The sequence below is a fragment of the Nostoc sp. 'Peltigera membranacea cyanobiont' 232 genome (assembly GCF_002245985.1).
Classification (GTDB): domain Bacteria; phylum Cyanobacteriota; class Cyanobacteriia; order Cyanobacteriales; family Nostocaceae; genus Nostoc.
On sequence record NZ_NOLK01000154.1, the window covers coordinates 1 to 19,183 of the forward strand.

A 19,183-nucleotide genomic window follows, 5' to 3' on the forward strand; every position below is an offset into this window, starting at 1 on the left:
AGGTTTATCTATCAGTTATCAGATTGTTACTCAAAAACATCAAGGAAAATTGCAGTGTAATTCCACTTTGGGTAAAGGTACAGAATTTGTGATGGCAATTCCATTAAACCAGCAAAGGCAGCAAGCTGCCTAATTGGGGGCAAAAGTAGCGTTTTCAAAAAAGTATAACTCCAGATTAGAAGCAAGTTTCACCTATGCTGTTGCTATGTTCATCCGATGTTGACTGTTGCTGACTATAGCCAAACCACCCCGGCTACGCCGTCGCAGTCATTCAGCAAACACTGATATAATTATGACGAAACAGCTACGCTGTTATCGTTCTTCATCCCACTCGGAATGACCCGAAACCGTCCCCCCAGCTACGCTGTTGTCCTCCCGCCCCCAGTCTCTCGTTTTCTCCCCGTACCTCCGTAGCATCTGACACCTCCCCTCCCCCGTATTTTGGCTAGAAGCCAGCCATGCCTCAAAGCTTACGCTTTGTCTCGCTGCGCTCGAACGGCAAAGCTGGTTTAGTGGGGTTTCACCCCCCTAAAAACCCCCCTCGCAATGTCCCGATATCTTCTCCACTTATGGCGAACCGCAAGCAGTCAAAAGCTCTAGTCCGAAAGCATATATTCCCAGTGAGATTAAGTGACATTGAACTGGATATGATTCGTATTAAATCACTTGATGCGGGGATGTCAGCAAGTGAACTAATGAGGCGTAATGCGTTGATGCGTCCATTACCCAAACGACTGAGTAAAATTAGCTTGCAAACATATTGGGAGTTAGGACAAATCGGGAACAACCTCAACCAGCTTGTCAAGGCAACCAACACAGCTTTAAAGATTGGGCGAACTTTACCTGCTGATCCAGAACTTTTACGAGAACTTTTAGAACTCCTGCATCAGTGCAGACGAGATATTGCCTCACCTGACATTGAATCTGACGATTGGGAAGAAGAGGAAGAGGATGATTGGGAAGCAGACTAAAGGCAGAGGTTTTCGCAAGCTGCTAGATTATTTAGAATCGCGCGAAGATGCTCAACTCATCGGCGGCAACATGAGCGGGAGAAATGCGCGTGAATTGGCGCGTGAGTTTAAGCTATCTCGACAACTAAATTCTGATGCAGACCGAGTTGTTTATCATGTTTCTCTGTCAGCAGCTAAGGGTGATGTCCTAGATGATGAGAAGTGGAGTGAAATCGGCGATCGCTACATGAAAGAGATGGGCTTTGACGCCAATCAGTTTGTCATCTTCCGCCACCATAACACCGACGACGACCACATCCACATTGCAGCCAGCCGGATTAGGATGGACACGGGGCTGTTAGTCCATGATTCCTGGGATTATGTGCGCTCTGAAAAAGTTCTGCGACAAATCGAACAAGACTATGAGTTAGTGCAAGTGCAGGGCAGTAGAGAAAAACTGAATCGGACACCCAGCACAGGGCAAATCAGGCGTATCCGGCGAGAGCAGGAAGAATATTCATTGGGGCAACGCGACTCCCTCCCAGAACGCACTATCAAGGAGCAAGTTCAGCAGACAATTGATAACGCATCTGTTGACAATCCTCAGATGCCTTTATTCATAATGCGCTTGCAGGTTGATGGTATCAGTGTAAGGACAGGATTTACCAGAAATGGGAAATCTAAAGGAATTTCTTACGAGAAAGATGGGCAAGCTTTCAGTGGCACACAATTAGGTGCAGCTTATACCTTCCCAGGTTTGCAAAAACATCGTGGAGTTGACTACCAATCACAACGCGATGATGCGCGGATTGAACATCTGTTGAACAATCGTGTCGGGCGAACAGCGGAGAGCCAACAACCCATAAATGCAATCTCTGACTTTATTGAACAGTCAGTAATTGAGTCAGCCTTGATTGAAACATTACCACAATTAACAGAGCAAGTGTCTCAATATCAGCAGCAGCTAGAAGAAGGAAGAACCGCATTCGATGACCTTGGAGAAGCGATTGCTGATGTGGAGCAACAACTCTTATCACAAAGAGCAGTGGATGCAATCTCTGACTTTATTGAACAGTCAGTAGTTGAGTCTACCTTGATGGAAACGTTACCACAATTAACAGAACAACTCTCTCAAGTCAGGCAGCAGCTAGAAGCAAGAAGAACCGCATTCGACGGACTAGACGCGGCGATTACTCAAGAGTTACAATCCCATACAGCGAAAAGAGCTATTTCATCAATTTCTGATTATATTGAGCAATCGACTGTTGAATCGGCATTAACTGAAACAGTATTAGAATTAACGCAACAACTTTCTCAATACAAAGAGGAACTTATTACAGCTAAAGCTACATTTAATGACCTTGATGCAGTGCTTGCAACTGAGTTACAATCATATCTAGAGAAGAGAGCCATTTCATCAATTTCTGATTATATTGAGCAATCGACTATTGAATCAGCATTAACTGAAACAGTATTAGAATTAACAGAGCAACTATCTCAATATCGGCAGCAACTCCTTGGAGCTAAAACTACATTCAATGACTTTGATGAAGCATTGACGGCTGAGTTGCAATCCCATGCAGATCAGAAAGCCATTTTATCAATCTTTGATTATATTGAGCAATCAGCTATCGAGTCAGCTTTAACTGAAACAGTATTAGGATTAACAGAGCAACTATCTCAATATCGGCAGCAACTCCTTGGAGCTAAAACTACATTCAATGACTTTGAAACAGCATTGACAGCTGAGTTGCAATCCCATGCAGATCAGAAAGCCATTTTATCAATCTTTGATTATATTGAGCAATCAGCTATCGAGTCAGCTTTAACTGAAACAGTATTAGGATTAACACAGCAAGTTTCTCAATATCATCAGCAGCTACTTGAAGCTAAAACTACATTCAATGACTTTGAAACAGCATTGACGGCTGAGTTACAATCTCATGCAGAGAAGAGAGCTATCTTATCAATCTCTGATTATATTGAGCAATCAACTGTCGAGTCAGCCTTAACTGAAGCAGTATTAGAATTAAGGCAACAACTTTCTCAATACAAAGAGCAGCTTGTTACAGCTAAAGCTACATTTAAAGACCTGGATACAGTGCTTGCAACTGAGTTACAATCCTATCTAGAGAAAAGAGCTATTTCATCAATTTCTGATTATATTGAGCAATCAACTGTCGAGTCAGCCTTAACTGAAACAGTATTAGAATTAACACAACAAATTTCTCAAAATCAGCAGCAGCTATCAGCCGGAAGAACCATATTCGACGACCTGGAAGCAGCGATTGTTTATTTGGAGCAACTCCATAGATCGCAAAAACCAGTGGATGCAGTTGCTCTTAATAAAACTCCAACTATAACCACAGATGAACCAAAGTTAAAAGATAATCTTTCAGCCGAGTTATATGAGTATTACAGCGCCGACTTGCAAAACTTATTAGTGACTGACCGAGACAAAGAAATTGCTATACGGGCATTATTAGATAATAAGCCAGTTCAAGATGTTGAAGAAATTATCTTTGCCAGTCCCGCCGGATGGACTATTGATGAAGCTAAAGCATTAGTTCTAATCGCTAACAATCAACTGGCATCCAATAGAGAGCAAAAACAGAGTTCACCCCAGTTCACGCCACCGCCAGAGGATGAAAGCCTACGCCCAGTATTACAGCATTTCTTGACTCAAAAACGCGGTATAACAAACTTTCTTGTACACCCATTACAGCAGCAGGGGTTGGGTTACATAGACCAGCACCGAAATGTTGTCTTTATCAAGCGCTCTTTGAACGGTGAAAAGTCAGGCGCACTGGTTTGGGACACCGCACGTCTTGACAATCGTGCTTTCAAGTATCCCGACAGCGATCGCTCCGAGGGGTGGTTTCATCTGAAATTGGGTGGAGAGCCTGACGATAAAATTGAGAGGGTATACCTGTGTTCTTCCCCCATTGATGCCTTGACAATGGCAGAGATTGACAGAGACGGACACAAGGGGCAACCACCAGTTAGAACAATGTACATGGCAGTGGATGACCCGAATAATTTGCCTTTTGAACTCCTCAGAAATATTAACAGAATTGGGGTGGCATTTAATAATGATGATCAAGGAGATCAAGCCGCCCAGATTGTTCAGAAAAAGTTACCCCAGGCTAAAAGAATTGCCCCTAGTGGGCTTACTTGGAATGAGATTCTTATTGAACAGCAGCAACAGCAGCAGCAAGAGATGCTGGAGCAGAAGCAACGGTCTAGGGGTTTTAGTCGGTAGTTTCATGTTGAGCCGACGAACTCGTGACCGCTTCGCTCTCGGAGTCGGTGGCTCTTACGGGCAGAAAGATTACTGGTTGAGCCAACTAGATCCTGCAAGCCCGCAAGACCCACTCCGCTGCGCCGACTCCGAGCCACGAGTTCTGAAATCCTGGTTATATCGCCTTTGTTAGATCAAGCTCTTCATTCGTGTTCGTGTAAGTTTTTGGATGTTTGGCGTTTTTTAAGGCGAATGAGGTATTCAAGCACTTTTGATTGAACCTCATTGAGAAATTTATCTTGAATCTTTTCAACATCGAGTTCTCTAATCAACTCAATTTCTGAAATAATTTCGTGGCATTCGTCTATTGTTGCCCCGTTGACCCCATACAGAATTCCAGTTGGATATTCATGAATGCAATATTGAAGCCATCGAATCTGAACACTTAGCAAATCTTTATGCACATCAGCATTACTTCGATCAAGCAAGTAAGATTCTCTGAGTAGCTCGTAGTCAGTTTTGAAGTTAATCTGCTCGTGCAGATGCTTTGCCTTGTAGAAATTTTGGGCTGTACGAGCAAGCCACAAAACTGACCAAGGATCACGGTTTTGATAACCCCTGAGAAGAGCAGGAAACACAACCTCTTCATAAAGCTCGTAGCTAATTTTATTTCCGTATTCGTATTCTTGAGTTTCTAGGAACTGGCGAGTCCACTGTTGTTTCTCGGTAATTGAAGCAAATGAAGCAATAAACCACTCAAGATTTTGTTTGCCTTGAGAGCGAAGACCGACTGTTTTGCAATGTAAGTACTGTTTATAATACTCAAGCTTCATATATTAGATATTTATTAATGATTTGATTTACTCTCATTTCTTCGATTAGATTATGCCCTGTAGGGCGATCGCCCCAGCTTTTCATCTCAGCTTTCTACGATCATCTTGATTGTGAGCAGAGAATAACTTCTACTTAAGTGGATAGCGATCGCCAATAGAAAAACTGTATAATTTGTTTCAAAAGTCTGCCTTTTGATAGAAGTAGGGTGAGATGAGCGATCACACCGTTCAACGCCAAAAATCAAACATATCAAATTTTATAAATCCCACACTTGCCTCACAAAGTATTTCCACATTGGCGAATCCAGTACGCGGCTTTGGTACACAAATCAATACTACCCCTGCCCAAACGGGAACTGAGGTAGCACCAAACCTGCAAGCAGCCAAGTTTGCTGATGAGCAATCATTAAAACCAGAAGTTATCCAACAAAAGCCCCTGAGTCACGATATTAGTCACATATCTTTGCATCGTCCCCAGGCGAAACTCACGCAAGACGAGCCCGGAGATAAGTACGAACAAGAAGCTGACATGATGGCACAAGTCATGTCGATGCCTGATTTTGCTGTGCAAAGGGAGATTGTAGCAGAAGAACAAACTCAGCCTCTAGGAACTGCGATCACTCCTTTAAGGCATAAGTTGCCCTACGTAATGCAGCAAAGTAGCACTCATGTCACTTCCCTGCAACAAAAACTCGTGATTCAAAGATTTGGCTCTGAGGAGCATAAGTCACTAGGCGATCGAGGGTCTGGCGGACAAAGCTATGACTTTAATCAAGGTAAAGAAGTTACGGTAGCAAATGCATCTTATCCATCGGGAGAAATGCCCTTTCGCCTCACTCATGGCGATATCACCATGTTGAGCGGCGACTACTTTGATCCTCGTGATACTCGCACAAATGAGCAAGGTGTTGAGGAACCTGTTCCTGACTCGCTATTTCGTTTAGCAGCAATTCCATCACCGAATCCTGGGAAATCTCCGGGGACACAAGATGAAATCATCTATGCTATCAAAACGATCAATCATCAAGATCCGAGATTTGCGGAAAACCCTACACCCGAACAGCCTGAAGGAGGAGTTTGGGGGCAGCTTAAGTTTTCTCAAGCTGTCATTGCCGCCGTTGATAACCGTTATCTGCGGTTAGCGGCGAACAATAGTGAACATTTTGCAGCTCCTCATGGCATTGCAGGCCCAGGTGGAGGAAATAGATCGTCTGCCGGAGGTTCCTATCGAGCTTTGCATGAAGAAGCAATTTTACGGGCATTTTTTGCCGGACAATCGAAGCAAAACATTGGGGAAGCAATGGCGCGTGAAGCTGCTGCCCATCACTTTTTAACAGACCACTTTGCAGCCGGACATTTACGTACACCAAGAGCCGACATTCGGGGCTATTGGCGGCAGAAATATCCCTTATTCTTTAGCAATATGAAGCGGAAGATTGCCCTTGATGTGGCTCGCTACATCAATGAAAATACTACCAATCCCGCCACAGTTCTGGGAACTGTTTCAGCCATTTACGATGACATCATAGCCCAAGTCCAAGAGAAAACCGCTGATATGCCAGAACTTGGGTTTGATGATCTGGTTGCTTTGGTAGCGCACGATTTTGATAATGAGCAGGGATTGTGGGTGGTGAATGACTTAGGTAATCGTTGGAAAACCTTTGGAGATAGTAACCTCAATAAGAAAGATCAAAATAATCAAACCGCCCAAATGGCAGAATTGGCAGTCCAGCTTGGCTGTAAAGACATAGACCATGCCCATGCTTTGGGAACTAGCAATCCAGGCCCCTATTCATCAGAGTGGATTTTGAATACTGTAAAAACGCAAGCTGCCAGTCCTGCTGTGACTGGTACTCAGTATGCACCTGAACAAGTTCTTCCACATATCGATCCGGATGCCAATAACGGAACTCAGAACTGGCAAGCAGATTCCCTAGATGCACTCTGGACTGTAAAAATTCGCTCAGATTTAGATCAAACCTATGGACAAGCCATTACAGCCAGTATTCAATCAGGTGAAATCAAACATAAGTTAGATGGTATGGCGGCTCAGTTTCCAGACAATCAAAAGGTCAAGGGAGGCTGGTTAGGAACGGTTCACCCGAAAGCCGCATTTATTAATGGTTTCCTGAACCCGCTTTTGGCTAATCCTCTAGTCGGATTGCGGAGTGTTATTGATTTTAATCCGTCTGAAGGACAGGCAGGATTCAATGAAGATGACGTTGTGATGGAAGAAAGTACCAATGATCTGCCCAAGCTGACCCTTAATCAACGTGCCGACCGCGTGCGCGCGTTGATTGGAGGTTGGACTGGAGAAGATGAAGGAGAAAGGGTGATTGAAATCTTCAGCACGGCTTCAGTCACCGACCGTCCTCAACTTTATCGCTTGGTAGAAGGTCATGCCTGGACAGGAGATTGGATTGAAGGAGTCTTTACAACCGATGATGATATCGTTGATGCATTGTATCGTAGCCAGTTAAATCGCTTACGGGATATCATTAATGGAAAAAATTAGAAAAAAGTCACAGTGGGCATTGCTAACACTAATTTCTTGTTAATGATTGACAAGAATGAGAGAATTTATACCTAATACCATTTCTATGTGAGGCTGCGCCAAATTTTCTTGAATTCTTATTTCTTTCTTTGTGTCCTTTGCGACGGCAGTCGCTCATGGGGGAAACCCCAAGACCGCGCTGCCTTCTCTTTGCGGTAGCCTGCGGCAAGCCGCTTTGCATCTACGTTCCTCATATAGTTTGGCGCATCTTCATACAGAATTGGTATTAGTCCTAGAAATGTAGCAATGATTAAAATTATCGCATTTCCCCAAATTCCCTAATATATTTCACCAACTCTTTAGTATGCCCCCCTTCAGAAATTCGTGCCAAATTCCCCACCAAGATAAACAGTTCTCGCGCTCTGCTCACAGCCACATTGAGTAAATTAGGTCGTCGATTAATAAACCAGAGACTATCAGTTGCTTGACATTGGCGAGTCGAGAAAATTATCACTGATTTCTGACCGCCTTGGAACGTGTGAACTGTGCCAATGCTCTTGGGGGAAAAATCTGACCAACGAGATTTTAAGCGTTGAGTCAGCGCATCTACTTGACGGCGGTAAGGTGAAATCACCCCAATTGTGTTGTCAGAGTCAGGAGAATTTAAGCAATAACCCGCCGCTAATAACTCCTCAATCAACGCTTCTACTGCATCAACTTCTGCCCAATTAACGTTATTCTCCAGTTTCCCTTCCACATCGCAAGCAATCAAGTTAGTACCTAACCGAGAAGCTTTTGGTTCAGTTTTGATGATCATGCCGTAATTACACAAGCGATCGCAAAAATCAGCAATCATCGGAACGCAACGGTAATGATATTTAAGGATAATCCCCTGACCAATATCTCTAGGTTGTCCTGATGCTCCAGCCGCTCGGTGATAAGCTGTTGTTGCTGTGGGACTGTAGCGGTCATAATCTACATCTGTAAGTCCCTGTTCCAGAAAAGATTTGCTGCGATATTCTTCTTTCTTCTGGTCGCTCAAATTAACAACCGGCTCCAATTGTAATGGATCGCCTACAATCAAAGCCCGATTACACCTAACTAAAACGGGGAAAACTTGATGCGGTGGAATCTGACCCGCTTCATCTACAATTACTTGGTCAATACAGCCACTATCGGGATAGGGTAACAAATTGCGGATGGAGTGCAAAGTGCAAAGGAACACCGGAAATAACAGGCTGATATCCCGATAAATGTTTCTCCAATTATGACTTAACTGACGAAAAGCATCCCATTCGCCATTCAATAATGCAATGTAAGTCCTAAAGGAAGCTATCACCTCGTCTTTCCGTCGCAGAGCCTCTTGCTGTTGAAATTGCCAAGACCACTCGAATAACTCTACTTGCAGCGAGTGCAATTCGGTGTAGAAGCGACTGTAGAAATCTTTGGTGGGATAGGTAGCGAGTCGGTTTTCGACACTTCTTCGGCTAGTAATGAGGTTTTCTCGTTGTTCCTGTAATGACTCTAACTGCTGTTGTGTGCTGTCAATACCATTCTGTTGTTGCTGCCAGTTCAATGCTTCTGCAAGTAGCTGGTCAACACTCTGCTGGGCGGCGATGAGAGATTCAGTTGTCAGTGGGATTTGAAATTGAAATGGGGTGGCCAGTGTCGCCAACACAGGCATCTCTATCTGTTTGTGCAAGCGTTTGAGAACATGATGTGCGCTGGTTTTGGTTATCGACTGCCAGAATCGTTTAATCGTCTGCAAAATCTGGACAAACCATTTGTTATCTTTAACAGAAGGCTGCCAGTAATCAACTCTAGGCAAAGAACGCCTTGCACTGCCAAGACGTTGTTTTATCTGCTGATAGGCTTCTACTGGAAACCTAGAGTAGTCGCTCCCGGATTCTAATGGTGATGAAGACTCAAATGCAGAAGTCTTGAGCGCCGACTCAACCGATTGTATATCAAGGCATAGCTCATCTAATAATTGCTTATCAACACAAATCTTTTGAAGCTCGTCTTCGTCTTGTTTTCTATAAGATTCTATTTGCTGAACACCTGCTAACAACTGTTGTTTTGCTGACTCCCATTCATCTAATTTAAACGTTTCTTTGGCTAACCAGTCGAGTGCAGTTTGCAAATTAGGTAAAACTTGACTCTCAACTAAATCCCTAGAGCCTCCTGATAAGTAGAAACGGTCAGAGATCAAGTTGCTCTTGAAAATTTTCTCAACGTTATTTACAGCAAATTTGTTAGTGCTTGTTACCAAAGTTAGGTTACTTCTATCTGAACCCGTTGTTGCTAATTCCACTGCTCGACGTACCACTTGCTGCGCTATCTTATGTAACAACAGTGTGGTCTTGCCATTCCCCGGTGGCCCAATCACAGCAGTAACAGGTTGATCCTTAGAATGTTTGAGAGCAAGTGCTTGATAGTCATCGGGCTGTGAGTTGGGAAAAGCACCCAAAAAAAGCACTTGACTCTGAGGTGCTTTTGGTTGTCCAAACAGATATTCGTAAGCCGGATGTCCTGGTCTTGACCACTGAAAGTAATTCTGGTCGCTAATTTTCTGAAAATCTTTTTTGAGGTTGTAATTAAAAGCAGCGTAGTCAAAGTCCAACAGATAAGGGAGAAGTTTTGACCGCACAGGAAACGGCGGTATTTCAATCAGTCCCATAAAATCTTGTAGCGTTTTAAAGGGACGATTGAAAGTAGTTTCGAGAAAAACTTTCAACCCTTCCCTTGTGACTAAGGACTCAGCCGCTTCTTCCTCTAGCCCGTACCACTGCATCAAATTAGGAATAACAGGCTGAAACTCGTACTCAGTTAAATTCCATCCGCTACTACGATAATTACCCTCGAATATTGTCGAAACGTTGATGGTGAACAACGGGCGAAATTGACGGCGATTCGATTCAACTATATAAAGCTGGGGGAAAGCTACAGCAATGGATGGTAATTTTATTTGCTCAAAGTTCTTTGCACTTTTAAACGGTTGCTTTAGTTTTTTAAATAAAGACTCGTCTATTAATAATTTATCGCCTACCAGATTTACGAGAGAGTCCCAGATGTTCGGTTGTTCTGAATCGTCAGCTTCTACTTTGGCATTACTCAAATTTTCGACGTGGATGTAATCTAACCAAGCTTTGAGTAATTCTCGAATCTGTGAATCTTCCGCCATCTCTGTTTCTCCCCTCGCACCCAATCATGAATCACAGGTAAAAAGACTCTAAAAGTAGAGATTACCTGACAATTTACCCCAAGTCACTCATCCCCTAGTAAGGCTTCGAGCTTGTTCAAAAGGTTTACTAGCTGCTTTTGCTTTTTAGGTTCTTTCCAAAGCTGACGCTTTTTAATGCGCTGGGTGATATTTTGAAGGCGGTCTGGTATTTGGTTAGTTGCTTTAGAAGAGGATGTTTGTTCATCATCAGTCCAATCTGTGATTTTTTCTTTGATTTGGCTTAAAGACCAATAGTTAGCTATCGCTTCGGACAAAAGTTTTTTTCGGATTTCATTATTTCTTACCCGCGCCAAGACTTGTGCTTTGGTGTATTCCAGTTTCCCTTCTCGCAGTGCTATTAAAATTTCTTCGGGCAGATTGAGCAAAGGTAAGCGTGTGGTGATGAACGATAGCCAATTCATGAGTCCCAGGCTCTCAAACACCTGTTGTACCGTGTTTGATTGTTCTTCATCTAGGTTAGGAGAAACGTTTTTCCTAGATTCAGTTTCATCGGCTAAATGGTCAGAAACGTTGTCAAGAGTTTGTGGATTATCGGGGTTAGGAGAAACGTTTTTCCTAGATTCATTTTTCTCGGCTAAATGGTCAGAAACGTTGTCAAGAGTTTGTGGATTATCGGGGTTAGGAAAAACGTTTTTCCTAGATTCATTTAATGAGGATTTTGACGGCTCTTCCCCCTTACTGTGAGCGTTTTTCATTCGATACAGCAAGGATTTCACGGCTTCTACATCGCAATGCAGCCGGATTGCTAACAGATGCAATATTCCTTCAGTTTCTTCAACAGGGTTAAGGTCTTCTCGTTGCAGGTTTTCAATCAAAGCCAACTGAAATGCTTGGTCATCTGATAGCTCACGCACAACCACAGGCGCGACTTCAAGTTTTGCTTCTTGCCCTGCCCTATAGCGTCGTTCTCCTGCTACTAATTCATATTTACCTCCACCTATTGGACGCACTAACAGAGGTTGGAGAATGCCATGCTGTTTAACTGACTCAACTAATTCTTTTAATGCTTGTGGGTCAAAGTATCGTCTGGGCTGGTGTTGAGGCAGAACTATATCTGAGAGTTTGATAGTAGTTTCAGTAGCGGCTGGCAACTCGGTATCTGGTGAGGATAACCAAGGTGCAGGGGGTGGAGTTGTAATTTGACCCCCAAAGGGTTTGTCTGTTTGTTTGCGTCGGATCATAAAGCCTCCAAAGCCTTGGCGATTTCTTCAAGAATAGCGACTACAGGATGTTTCGGGTCAAATACTGCTAGAGGCGCACGTTCTTCTGACGCATCGACAAAAGCGGTAGCTCTGGGGATGGGTGGGAAAATCCGACCCCAAGCGGAAAGTTGTTCTTGGATGGCAGCCAATGCTCGTTTATCGGCTGAGTTCTGTTGAGCATACCGCGTGGGAATAAACCCGGCTATTTGGATTTTGCGGTTGGCTTTATTTTTTACGTGGGTGATAGTTTGTAAGAGTTCGTCTGTTCCCTCAAAGGCTTTGAGATGGGTTTCCACGGGAACGAGTACGTGTGTGGCCGCGACTAAGGCGATATAGGAAAGCAATCCTAAGCTGGGGGGACAATCTATAAGAATGAAGTCGTATTCATTTAGAACAGATTCAACGGCTTCCTTAAGGCGCAACTCGCGCATCGCAGCACTGACTAACTGCATTTCTGCTCCACTTAGGACTCGGCTTGCTGGAACCAAGTCCATGCCGTGAATGCCCTCATGAATCGGTAAGGGCTGCTCATCGATAATGGCATCAGCAACGGTTTTTTGTAACTGAGATGGCACTAACCCCATGAATTTGGTCAAGGACGCTTGGGGGTCTATGTCGATGAGAAGGACGCGGTGTTCTCGTTTTGCTAAGTGGTATCCCAAATTTTGGGTCAGTGTCGATTTGGCGACACCACCCGCCTGGTTAAACAGGGCGATAATGCGGCAAAGAGGGTCAGAAGTTGACACTGGTTTTCGTTCCTAAAAGATACGATGATGTTTGGTCAACCGGCTCGGTTTTAGTTTCCAGTTTACGTGTATCAGATGAATAAAGTTTTATTTTAGATAGAAATTGCAGCAGAATTTATATAACTTTATCGTATACAGATGATACGGTGTCACAGAAGACCACTTCAAACAAAGTAGCCAGTGGGTGCAGCAAGATCAAGCCCTTTAAGGTGCTGTAGTGGAGCGGTTAGACTCTGGTGATGGGCGTAAGCCTTCTGCCTCACTACTCCTCGATCACTTTAGTCCTTGTGTGGGTTTTTGATTTAAACTGGGATTTTTAAATAATTATGGGACACTCCTAACTGGATAATTAAGCTGTGTTAGGGTGTGAGAAATGATTCCAGAATTTGACGAAAGTGGTATTTTACCATCAGGGGTGCATTGGGCAGAATGGTCAGAATTTCAAGAAATATTTGGTACAAATTTGACTAGACAGCGCATGATAGACGGTTTAGAACTGGCAATGACGCAACTAAAAGCAGCAGGCTGTAGGATTATTTATATTGATGGTAGTTTCGTCACCAGTAAACAAAAACCAGGAGACTTCGATGCCTGTTGGGAGGACAATGGAGTTGATATAAAGTACCTAGAATCTATTGCTCCTACTTTATTTAATTTTGCGCTGCGGCGTGCCGAACAAAAAATTAAGTATAAGGGTGAAATCTTTCCCTCAAATTATCCAGCTAATGATTCCGGTACAGCCTACATAGATTTATTTCAATTTGATACCAGGACGAATACGCGCAAAGGAATTATTGCTATAGATTTACAAAGGTGGAAACCATGATGATCAAAAACGAGCAACAATATCAACATTCCTTAGATTGGTTGCAACGCTTTGAACAGTCTATAGCGTCATTAGATAGCAATGAACAATTGAAGACAGAACCCCAACGGTGGAAACTTCACAGAGACTCATATCAGAGTCAAGTTGACGAGTTGAAGTCAGAAATTTCGGAATACGAAAGACTAATTAATTGCGACACCAGCAAGCCTTTAAAAATTAAAGTTGATTCTTTAAATAAGTTGCCAAATGCTTTAATTAAAGCTCGTTTAGCAGCCAAAATTAGTCAGCAAGAACTTGCTGATATATTAGGAATTGATGAACAAAGAGTGAAAGAATATGAGGATACAGATTATCAATGTGCCAGTTTTGTAGAAATTCTCGAAGTCAGCACCGCTTTGGGTGTGGAATTTGAAATTGCAACTGTGCAAGTAGATTTTGCAGAAATAGAAGCAGTTAAAAAAAGTGTGGACAAATGGCGCAAAGAAAAACTGAATATTAAAACTAGAGCCTCATAAGTATGGCTGTTAAATGTTAGGGGTGCGGTGCATTATGGAAACAAACTATACATTCAAATTCAATTCTGACACTGCCTTATCAGCCCTGAAAGCTGGTTTGTATGACCCGATTAACTTCTACCAAGCGCGTTTAGACCTGTTTAACCTCTCGGTAATGGCAGACTACGATCAGCTAATTTGCCTGCCCACACTAACTGCTATTGACAAATACTGGTATCAGATTGAAACAGCCCGAAAAGTACTTAGACAACTGGGTGGACGCGCATTACTAGCCGATGAAGTCGGATTGGGCAAAACCATTGAGGCGGGACTAATCATAGCCGAGTACTTAGCAAGGGGTATGGTGCAGTCCATGCTGGTGTTAACTCCCGCATCCCTAGTTTCCCAGTGGCAGTCAGAGTTAAGTGACAAATTTAATATTGCTACTATCACCACAGATAACCGTGACCCGCAACAACCGATAGACGAATTCTGGACAAATAATCCGCGAATTATCGCTTCATTAAACACGGCTAAATCTGCTAAACATTATCCCCACGTCACCAGTCGCACTTGGGACTTGGTAGTTGTCGATGAAGCCCACCACCTGAAAAATCGCACTACCCTCAACTGGAAACTGGTCAACGCCCTCAATAAGCGCTTTATCCTCATGCTCACTGCTACGCCAGTGCAAAACTCTCTTATTGAACTGTTTAATCTGCTGACCCTCCTCAAACCGGGACTGCTACAAACAGAAGCCGCTTTTAAAAAAGAATATGTCGATTCCAGGAATGGACGAGTCCCTAAAAATCCAGAAAAGTTACGCTCCCTGATGCGGGAAGTTATGGTGCGAAATACCCGCGCCTTAGTAGATGTAAAACTGCCCAAACGCTTCGCCACCACAATTACCGTTACCCCAGCAGCAGGCGAGGAGAAACTTTACCAGGATTTGAGCGAGTATCTACGTTCTTCAGAGGAGAAGCTAGACAGACTCTCTCGCACCAATTTGCTAATGCGTGCTGGTTCATCCCCTGGTGCTTTGGCTGACTCCCTCAAGCAACTGACCAAACGCCTACCTGACTTTGAACTGAAGTCTTTAGCAAGACGAGCAGCCCAAGTGAAGCAGGTCGAGAAAGCAAAAGTATTGGTAGAAATGCTCTCAAAATCTTCCCAGAAAACCTTGGTCTTCACGACTCATAAAGCAACTAGCACTTATTTGGCTCAAACTCTGCAAGCTGCAAATATCCCCTTTGCAGAATTTACTGGTGGGATGTCCCTTAAACAAAAAGATGAGGCTATAGCCGCATTTCGGGATAATGTTTCTGTACTGCTGGCATCTGAAACGGGCGGAGAGGGACGTAACATCCAGTTTGCGAACGCGATCGTTAATTATGACCTGCCCTGGAACCCAATGAAAATAGAACAGCGCATTGGTCGTATTCACCGCATTGGACAAACCCAGGATGTTTTTATTTTTAACTTTTGTCTCAAGGGCAGTATCGAAGAGTATATTCTGCGGATCTTGCATGACAAAATTAATATGTTTGAACTAGTGGTCGGAGAGATTGAAACAATTTTGGGGAACGTGGATGATGAATTTGACTTTAGTGAAATTGTCATGGATATCTGGCTCAAGCATCAGATCAAGCCCGAATTAGATACAGCCTTCGAGCAATTGGCAGATAATTTGTTGAAAGCCAAAAACCAGTATCAGCAAATTCAGGAACTGGATGAACAGATTTTTGGCGAAGATTTTGAAGCTTGAGAAATTGATTTGACTAACTATGATTTCAGATCCAATTATTGCTACTTTAGAAAAAATTGTTTCTCTGCATGATGGGATAGCAGAACCTGCTGGTGAACACATTTTGAATGTGTTGTTAACAGAAAATATAGCATCGCTGCTTTCGCTCCCAGAAGAAGTTACTTTTACTACTATTGCTGATGTACCCCAAAGTGTTTTTGTTACTTATCATTCAGAAGTCTTAAATAAGCTATCTGAACTATTAGCTGTTAAAGGACTTATTAGTGCGTTGGGTGTTAAAATCGATGGACATCTGAAAAACACAGGCTTTGAGAAAATTTTATTGGAGAGACTCGCACCTCAAAATGGCTTAATTCGTTTTTTAGATGCTAAACCAAAAATTACTCGTTACATCTTGTGTAATGTGGCTTACACAGCTCAGGCTTCCGAAACAAGGATTGGTTTAGTTTCGTTCATTATCAATGAAATAACAGGAGTAACACCTGTAGAAATTGGGGATGCTTTGTTTTGGGAGTCTGATCTAATGACTGTGGAGCATCAAGATATACCATTGGCGATGCCAATTGAAGAGTTGTTGAGCTTAATTGAACATCAAAGTGCAATATTGATTGGAAAATCTCTAGATAATTGGCAGGCTAAATTAACAAGAGCTAGAGCTAGAGATGAAGAAAGACTCAAGGATTATTACAACACGATTAGCTCGGAAATTCGCAACAAGATTGAGTCCAAACATTTGATTGGTGATGACAAAGACAAGGAGCTAGCACGAATTGAAGCCACTAATAGAGAGTTAGAGAGAAAATTGTTGGACATCCAAGAGCGTTATGCAATGAGTGTAGAAGCTTCGTTGCACAGTGCAATGATTATCCATCTCCCTACGGTACATATTCAGTGTGAGTTGCAACGAAAGAAAGTAAAACGGACTGTAACAGCAGTTTGGAATCCGTTCACTAAAATTCTTGAGCCGCTTCGCTGTGAATTATCAGGAGAACCTGTTTACAATTTCTATTTAGATGATCAATCAGCCAAAATTATCTCACCAACAGTTTGGAGCAAGTAATTGGTGAGATTGACGCTACAAGGTGTTGACCTCTGCAAGAATCAACTAGGGGTTGAAACTTTGTCGCTTTTAAGCTACAGTTTATCATCTATGGCTGATATCGTTCGTCAAAAAACACTGCTTGTCTATGCTACAGAAGACGGCAAGGAGCCGTACACCGATTGGCTCTTAAGCTTGAAGGACTATGTGATCCGTTCCAGGATAATCCGACGGATAGAGCATAACTCTTGCAGGGCAATTACGGGGATTGCAAGTCAGTTGGCTCAGGCGTGCAAGAAATGAGGTTTTTCTTTGGCAGTGGCTACCGCGTTTACTTTGGAGAATCCGCGAACGATCTAGTAATTCTTCTATGTGGTGGCGACAAGGACAGCCAGGACAGGGACATAGAAAAGGCTAAAGGATATTGGCAGGCTTATCAGGAGGAACAGGATGAGCAAGAAACTGAGAAACCATGACGAGGTTGTGTTCGAGCAGATGCTGAACCCGGAAATGGCTTCAGCGTACCTGGACGTTGCCATTGAAGAGTACGAGCAGGATGGCGATATTGCGTTTTTTCTGGAAGCGTTGCGGAACGTGGTGGAAGCACGGGAGGGGATGACGCGCCTTGCGGAAAAAACGGGTTTGAACCGCCAGAATCTTTACCGGGTCTTGTCGCCAGAAGGCAACCCTGAACTGCGAACCATCAGCCTTATCCTGCACAATCTCGGCTATCGCCTGAGTGTGCAACCAATTCAGGCATCGTTGGGACACGATGACCCCTAGATGCGATGACAAACAATTTACCGATGAAATTGTCACACTTGCCCAACAGTTTACCATTAGATGGTGCTGTCCGCATCAAGCCAGTAGAAGGAGTGCCGATATTTCGAGCTTCCAGCTTCGTACAGGGGCGAATTCAAGCATTATTAATTAAGCAAAAAGAATCTGCACTTACTTTAGAGGAAGAAAAAGAATTAGATGAATATGAAGAATTAGATGATTATCTGAGTTTGGTGAATCGGATGATCAGAAATTCATCGCTAACTCAAAACCAAAGTGAATTATAGATAATTACAGATTTGTCTGCGAATCGTTACAAAGCGTGAACCTACTCAAAATCAAGTACGACGGTGAATTAGCAGTTTTTGGGTGTAATATCTCATGGTTCCCTAGCTGCCAACTTCCTAATATAGTACATTTATACTGAGCGTTTTGATGAATTCAATTCAAATATATGAGACAAGTAATTAAGCAAATTAAAGAGCGTAAGAAAGTTGAACTCAAACCAAAAGATATTAAATACGAACTTTTCCGTTTAGATGATGCTGAATTTAGGAAGCTTAGGCAAAAGAGCCTTCCTATTAGAGATGATTATATGTTTTATATGCACTTTTATCTTTCAGAACGTGAGAATAAAAATAAACTAAATTTAGCTGAAATTTTCGTTAGTTTAACATACTTATTTGGCGAAAGCGGTGATTGGATTGATGATTGGAAAGGTTCTTTTTCTTTTCCAGTATTATTGATTTTAGATAAAGTACAAGGGAAATTTTTCTATTTGATAGATATCTATGATAATTGCGGTACACTATACTTCAGCTTCTACAGAATTTTAGAGAGCGATGTAGAAGGTTATGATAATCAAATACTGCGTGAACCTTTTGAATTAGAATTCTCTCGTCAAGAAATCAACTACTTTATCAGCTATTTTTATGGTTATCTTGAAGGCTATTTTCATAGTATAAAACTCTTGATACCATCTGAGCAATTTTTCAAGAAAATTGGTTCAGATCATATCCTTTATGGGTATAATGATGAACATTTTTTTGAGGAACATTACTCATCTCAAGAAGCGTATCAAACAGCTATTGAAAATCTAGAATCAATAGGAATTAGTTCTAATACTTCACAAGATGTCAACGAGATTTTGCAAACAATAACTAGCGAAATACTCAATAAATAAATGTGTGAGATGAGAACAAGTTTGTGATTTGAATCATAAAATAAACTTTTAGCTCAAGATATGGGTTCTTGGCAACTTTTGGTGATCTTGGTTGGGGTAAGGCAGAAGGCAGACGGCAGAGGGCAGAAGGAAGAGGAAGGAAAAATTCCCACAATTGAAGCATAGCAAGGATTATAGAACATCTGCATCACTTGAAAGCCGTAAGCGATCGCCCCTTGAAGTCACAAATCCCACGCCCGGATAAGAAAACGTTTTAAACCCTTCTGCCCTCTGCCTCCTGCCTTCTGCCTTAAAGCGCGTAACCTTTCATCATCACCAAAAGTTGCCAATAACCAAATTATGATTCAAATGACAAAGTTCTAGGTAAACTACCCACTTTTCCCCTT

General features: G+C 42.6%; 16 protein-coding genes. 12 read left to right on the forward strand and 4 right to left on the reverse strand.

Features of this window, described 5'->3' with window-relative positions:
- From CDG79_RS45670 to CDG79_RS44280, 3 genes are all read left to right on the forward strand, one after another.
- A partial coding sequence (locus CDG79_RS45670) for a HAMP domain-containing histidine kinase (RefSeq protein WP_143855642.1) occupies positions 1-133 on the forward strand: 133 nt, incomplete at its 5' end.
- A gap of 325 nt (positions 134-458) precedes the next feature.
- Positions 459-971, forward strand: a complete 513-nt coding sequence (locus CDG79_RS32285) for a plasmid mobilization protein (protein ID WP_223278461.1) — start codon at positions 459-461, stop codon at positions 969-971.
- Positions 952-4,212 carry a relaxase/mobilization nuclease domain-containing protein gene (locus CDG79_RS44280; protein ID WP_223278462.1) on the forward strand — a complete coding sequence of 1,087 codons (3,261 nt, stop codon included), beginning with the start codon at positions 952-954 and terminating at the stop codon, positions 4,210-4,212. The genes CDG79_RS32285 and CDG79_RS44280 overlap by 20 nt, the downstream gene beginning before the upstream one ends.
- A 182-nt stretch (positions 4,213-4,394) precedes the next feature.
- Here CDG79_RS44280 and CDG79_RS32295 read toward each other — a convergent pair whose 3' ends face one another.
- A complete protein-coding gene (locus CDG79_RS32295; RefSeq protein WP_094345768.1) occupies positions 4,395-5,024 on the reverse strand; it encodes a hypothetical protein in 630 nt (209 codons plus the stop codon).
- Positions 5,025-5,235: 211 nt separating this feature from the next.
- Here CDG79_RS32295 and CDG79_RS32300 point away from each other — a divergent pair, with 211 nt between their 5' ends.
- On the forward strand, positions 5,236-7,539 hold the full coding sequence (locus CDG79_RS32300; protein ID WP_094345769.1) for a hypothetical protein: 2,304 nt from the start codon (positions 5,236-5,238) through the stop codon (positions 7,537-7,539).
- A gap of 295 nt (positions 7,540-7,834) precedes the next feature.
- Here the strand turns inward: CDG79_RS32300 and CDG79_RS32305 are convergent, their stop codons facing one another.
- The 3 genes from CDG79_RS32305 to CDG79_RS32315 form a co-directional block, all read right to left on the reverse strand.
- Entirely contained in the window at positions 7,835-10,702 is a 2,868-nt protein-coding gene (locus tag CDG79_RS32305) for a DEAD/DEAH box helicase (RefSeq protein WP_094345770.1), read from the reverse strand.
- Positions 10,703-10,785: 83 nt separating this feature from the next.
- Positions 10,786-11,943: a ParB/RepB/Spo0J family partition protein gene (locus tag CDG79_RS32310; RefSeq protein WP_223278463.1), complete on the reverse strand. Its 1,158-nt coding sequence runs from the start codon at positions 11,941-11,943 to the stop codon at positions 10,786-10,788.
- Entirely contained in the window at positions 11,940-12,710 is a 771-nt protein-coding gene (locus tag CDG79_RS32315) for a ParA family protein (RefSeq protein ID WP_094345771.1), read from the reverse strand. The genes CDG79_RS32310 and CDG79_RS32315 overlap by 4 nt, the downstream gene beginning before the upstream one ends.
- A 373-nt stretch (positions 12,711-13,083) precedes the next feature.
- On the opposite strand from CDG79_RS32315, the gene CDG79_RS32320 reads away from it, so the two are divergent.
- The 8 genes from CDG79_RS32320 (at position 13,084) to CDG79_RS32355 (ending at position 18,797) form a co-directional block, all read left to right on the forward strand.
- Positions 13,084-13,536, forward strand: a complete 453-nt coding sequence (locus CDG79_RS32320; RefSeq protein WP_094345772.1) for a DUF6932 family protein — start codon at positions 13,084-13,086, stop codon at positions 13,534-13,536.
- The gene (locus tag CDG79_RS32325) at positions 13,533-14,051 is read left to right on the forward strand and encodes a helix-turn-helix transcriptional regulator (protein WP_317616633.1); all 519 of its coding nucleotides are present in this window, start codon (positions 13,533-13,535) and stop codon (positions 14,049-14,051) included. The genes CDG79_RS32320 and CDG79_RS32325 overlap by 4 nt, the downstream gene beginning before the upstream one ends.
- Positions 14,052-14,085: 34 nt before the next feature.
- Positions 14,086-15,795, forward strand: coding sequence for a DEAD/DEAH box helicase (locus CDG79_RS32330; RefSeq protein WP_094345773.1), 1,710 nt, complete (start codon positions 14,086-14,088; stop codon positions 15,793-15,795).
- A 19-nt stretch (positions 15,796-15,814) separates the two neighbouring features.
- Complete coding sequence (locus CDG79_RS32335) at positions 15,815-16,855, forward strand: hypothetical protein (RefSeq protein WP_094345774.1); 1,041 nt, start codon at positions 15,815-15,817, stop codon at positions 16,853-16,855.
- A gap of 227 nt (positions 16,856-17,082) precedes the next feature.
- The gene (locus tag CDG79_RS44285) at positions 17,083-17,310 is read left to right on the forward strand and encodes a type II toxin-antitoxin system RelE/ParE family toxin (protein WP_223278464.1); all 228 of its coding nucleotides are present in this window, start codon (positions 17,083-17,085) and stop codon (positions 17,308-17,310) included.
- Positions 17,285-17,617 (forward strand): addiction module antidote protein, encoded by a 333-nt coding sequence (locus CDG79_RS32345; RefSeq protein WP_094345775.1) that lies wholly within the window; start codon positions 17,285-17,287, stop codon positions 17,615-17,617. The genes CDG79_RS44285 and CDG79_RS32345 overlap by 26 nt, the downstream gene beginning before the upstream one ends.
- A 5-nt stretch (positions 17,618-17,622) precedes the next feature.
- The gene (locus CDG79_RS32350) at positions 17,623-17,901 is read left to right on the forward strand and encodes a hypothetical protein (RefSeq protein WP_094345776.1); all 279 of its coding nucleotides are present in this window, start codon (positions 17,623-17,625) and stop codon (positions 17,899-17,901) included.
- Positions 17,902-18,068: 167 nt separating this feature from the next.
- Complete coding sequence (locus CDG79_RS32355) at positions 18,069-18,797, forward strand: hypothetical protein (protein ID WP_094345777.1); 729 nt, start codon at positions 18,069-18,071, stop codon at positions 18,795-18,797.
- The last annotated feature ends 386 nt before the right edge of the window (positions 18,798-19,183 follow it).

Bases quoted from the DNA above. Each gene is read 5' to 3' on its own strand.
- CDG79_RS32345 (WP_094345775.1), top strand. From the start codon at position 17,285: ATGAGCAAGAAACTGAGAAACCATGACGAGGTTGTGTTCGAGCAGATG.
- CDG79_RS32320 (WP_094345772.1), top strand. From the start codon at position 13,084: ATGATTCCAGAATTTGACGAAAGTGGTATTTTACCATCAGGGGTGCAT.
- CDG79_RS32325 (WP_317616633.1), top strand. From the start codon at position 13,533: ATGATGATCAAAAACGAGCAACAATATCAACATTCCTTAGATTGGTTG.
- CDG79_RS32355 (WP_094345777.1), top strand. From the start codon at position 18,069: ATGAGACAAGTAATTAAGCAAATTAAAGAGCGTAAGAAAGTTGAACTC.
- CDG79_RS44280 (WP_223278462.1), top strand. From the start codon at position 952: ATGATTGGGAAGCAGACTAAAGGCAGAGGTTTTCGCAAGCTGCTAGAT.
- CDG79_RS32285 (WP_223278461.1), top strand. From the start codon at position 459: ATGCCTCAAAGCTTACGCTTTGTCTCGCTGCGCTCGAACGGCAAAGCT.
- CDG79_RS32295 (WP_094345768.1), bottom strand. From the start codon at position 5,024: ATGAAGCTTGAGTATTATAAACAGTACTTACATTGCAAAACAGTCGGT.
- CDG79_RS32330 (WP_094345773.1), top strand. From the start codon at position 14,086: ATGGAAACAAACTATACATTCAAATTCAATTCTGACACTGCCTTATCA.
- CDG79_RS32335 (WP_094345774.1), top strand. From the start codon at position 15,815: ATGATTTCAGATCCAATTATTGCTACTTTAGAAAAAATTGTTTCTCTG.
- CDG79_RS32310 (WP_223278463.1), bottom strand. From the start codon at position 11,943: ATGATCCGACGCAAACAAACAGACAAACCCTTTGGGGGTCAAATTACA.
- CDG79_RS32300 (WP_094345769.1), top strand. From the start codon at position 5,236: ATGAGCGATCACACCGTTCAACGCCAAAAATCAAACATATCAAATTTT.
- CDG79_RS32305 (WP_094345770.1), bottom strand. From the start codon at position 10,702: ATGGCGGAAGATTCACAGATTCGAGAATTACTCAAAGCTTGGTTAGAT.
- CDG79_RS32350 (WP_094345776.1), top strand. From the start codon at position 17,623: ATGACAAACAATTTACCGATGAAATTGTCACACTTGCCCAACAGTTTA.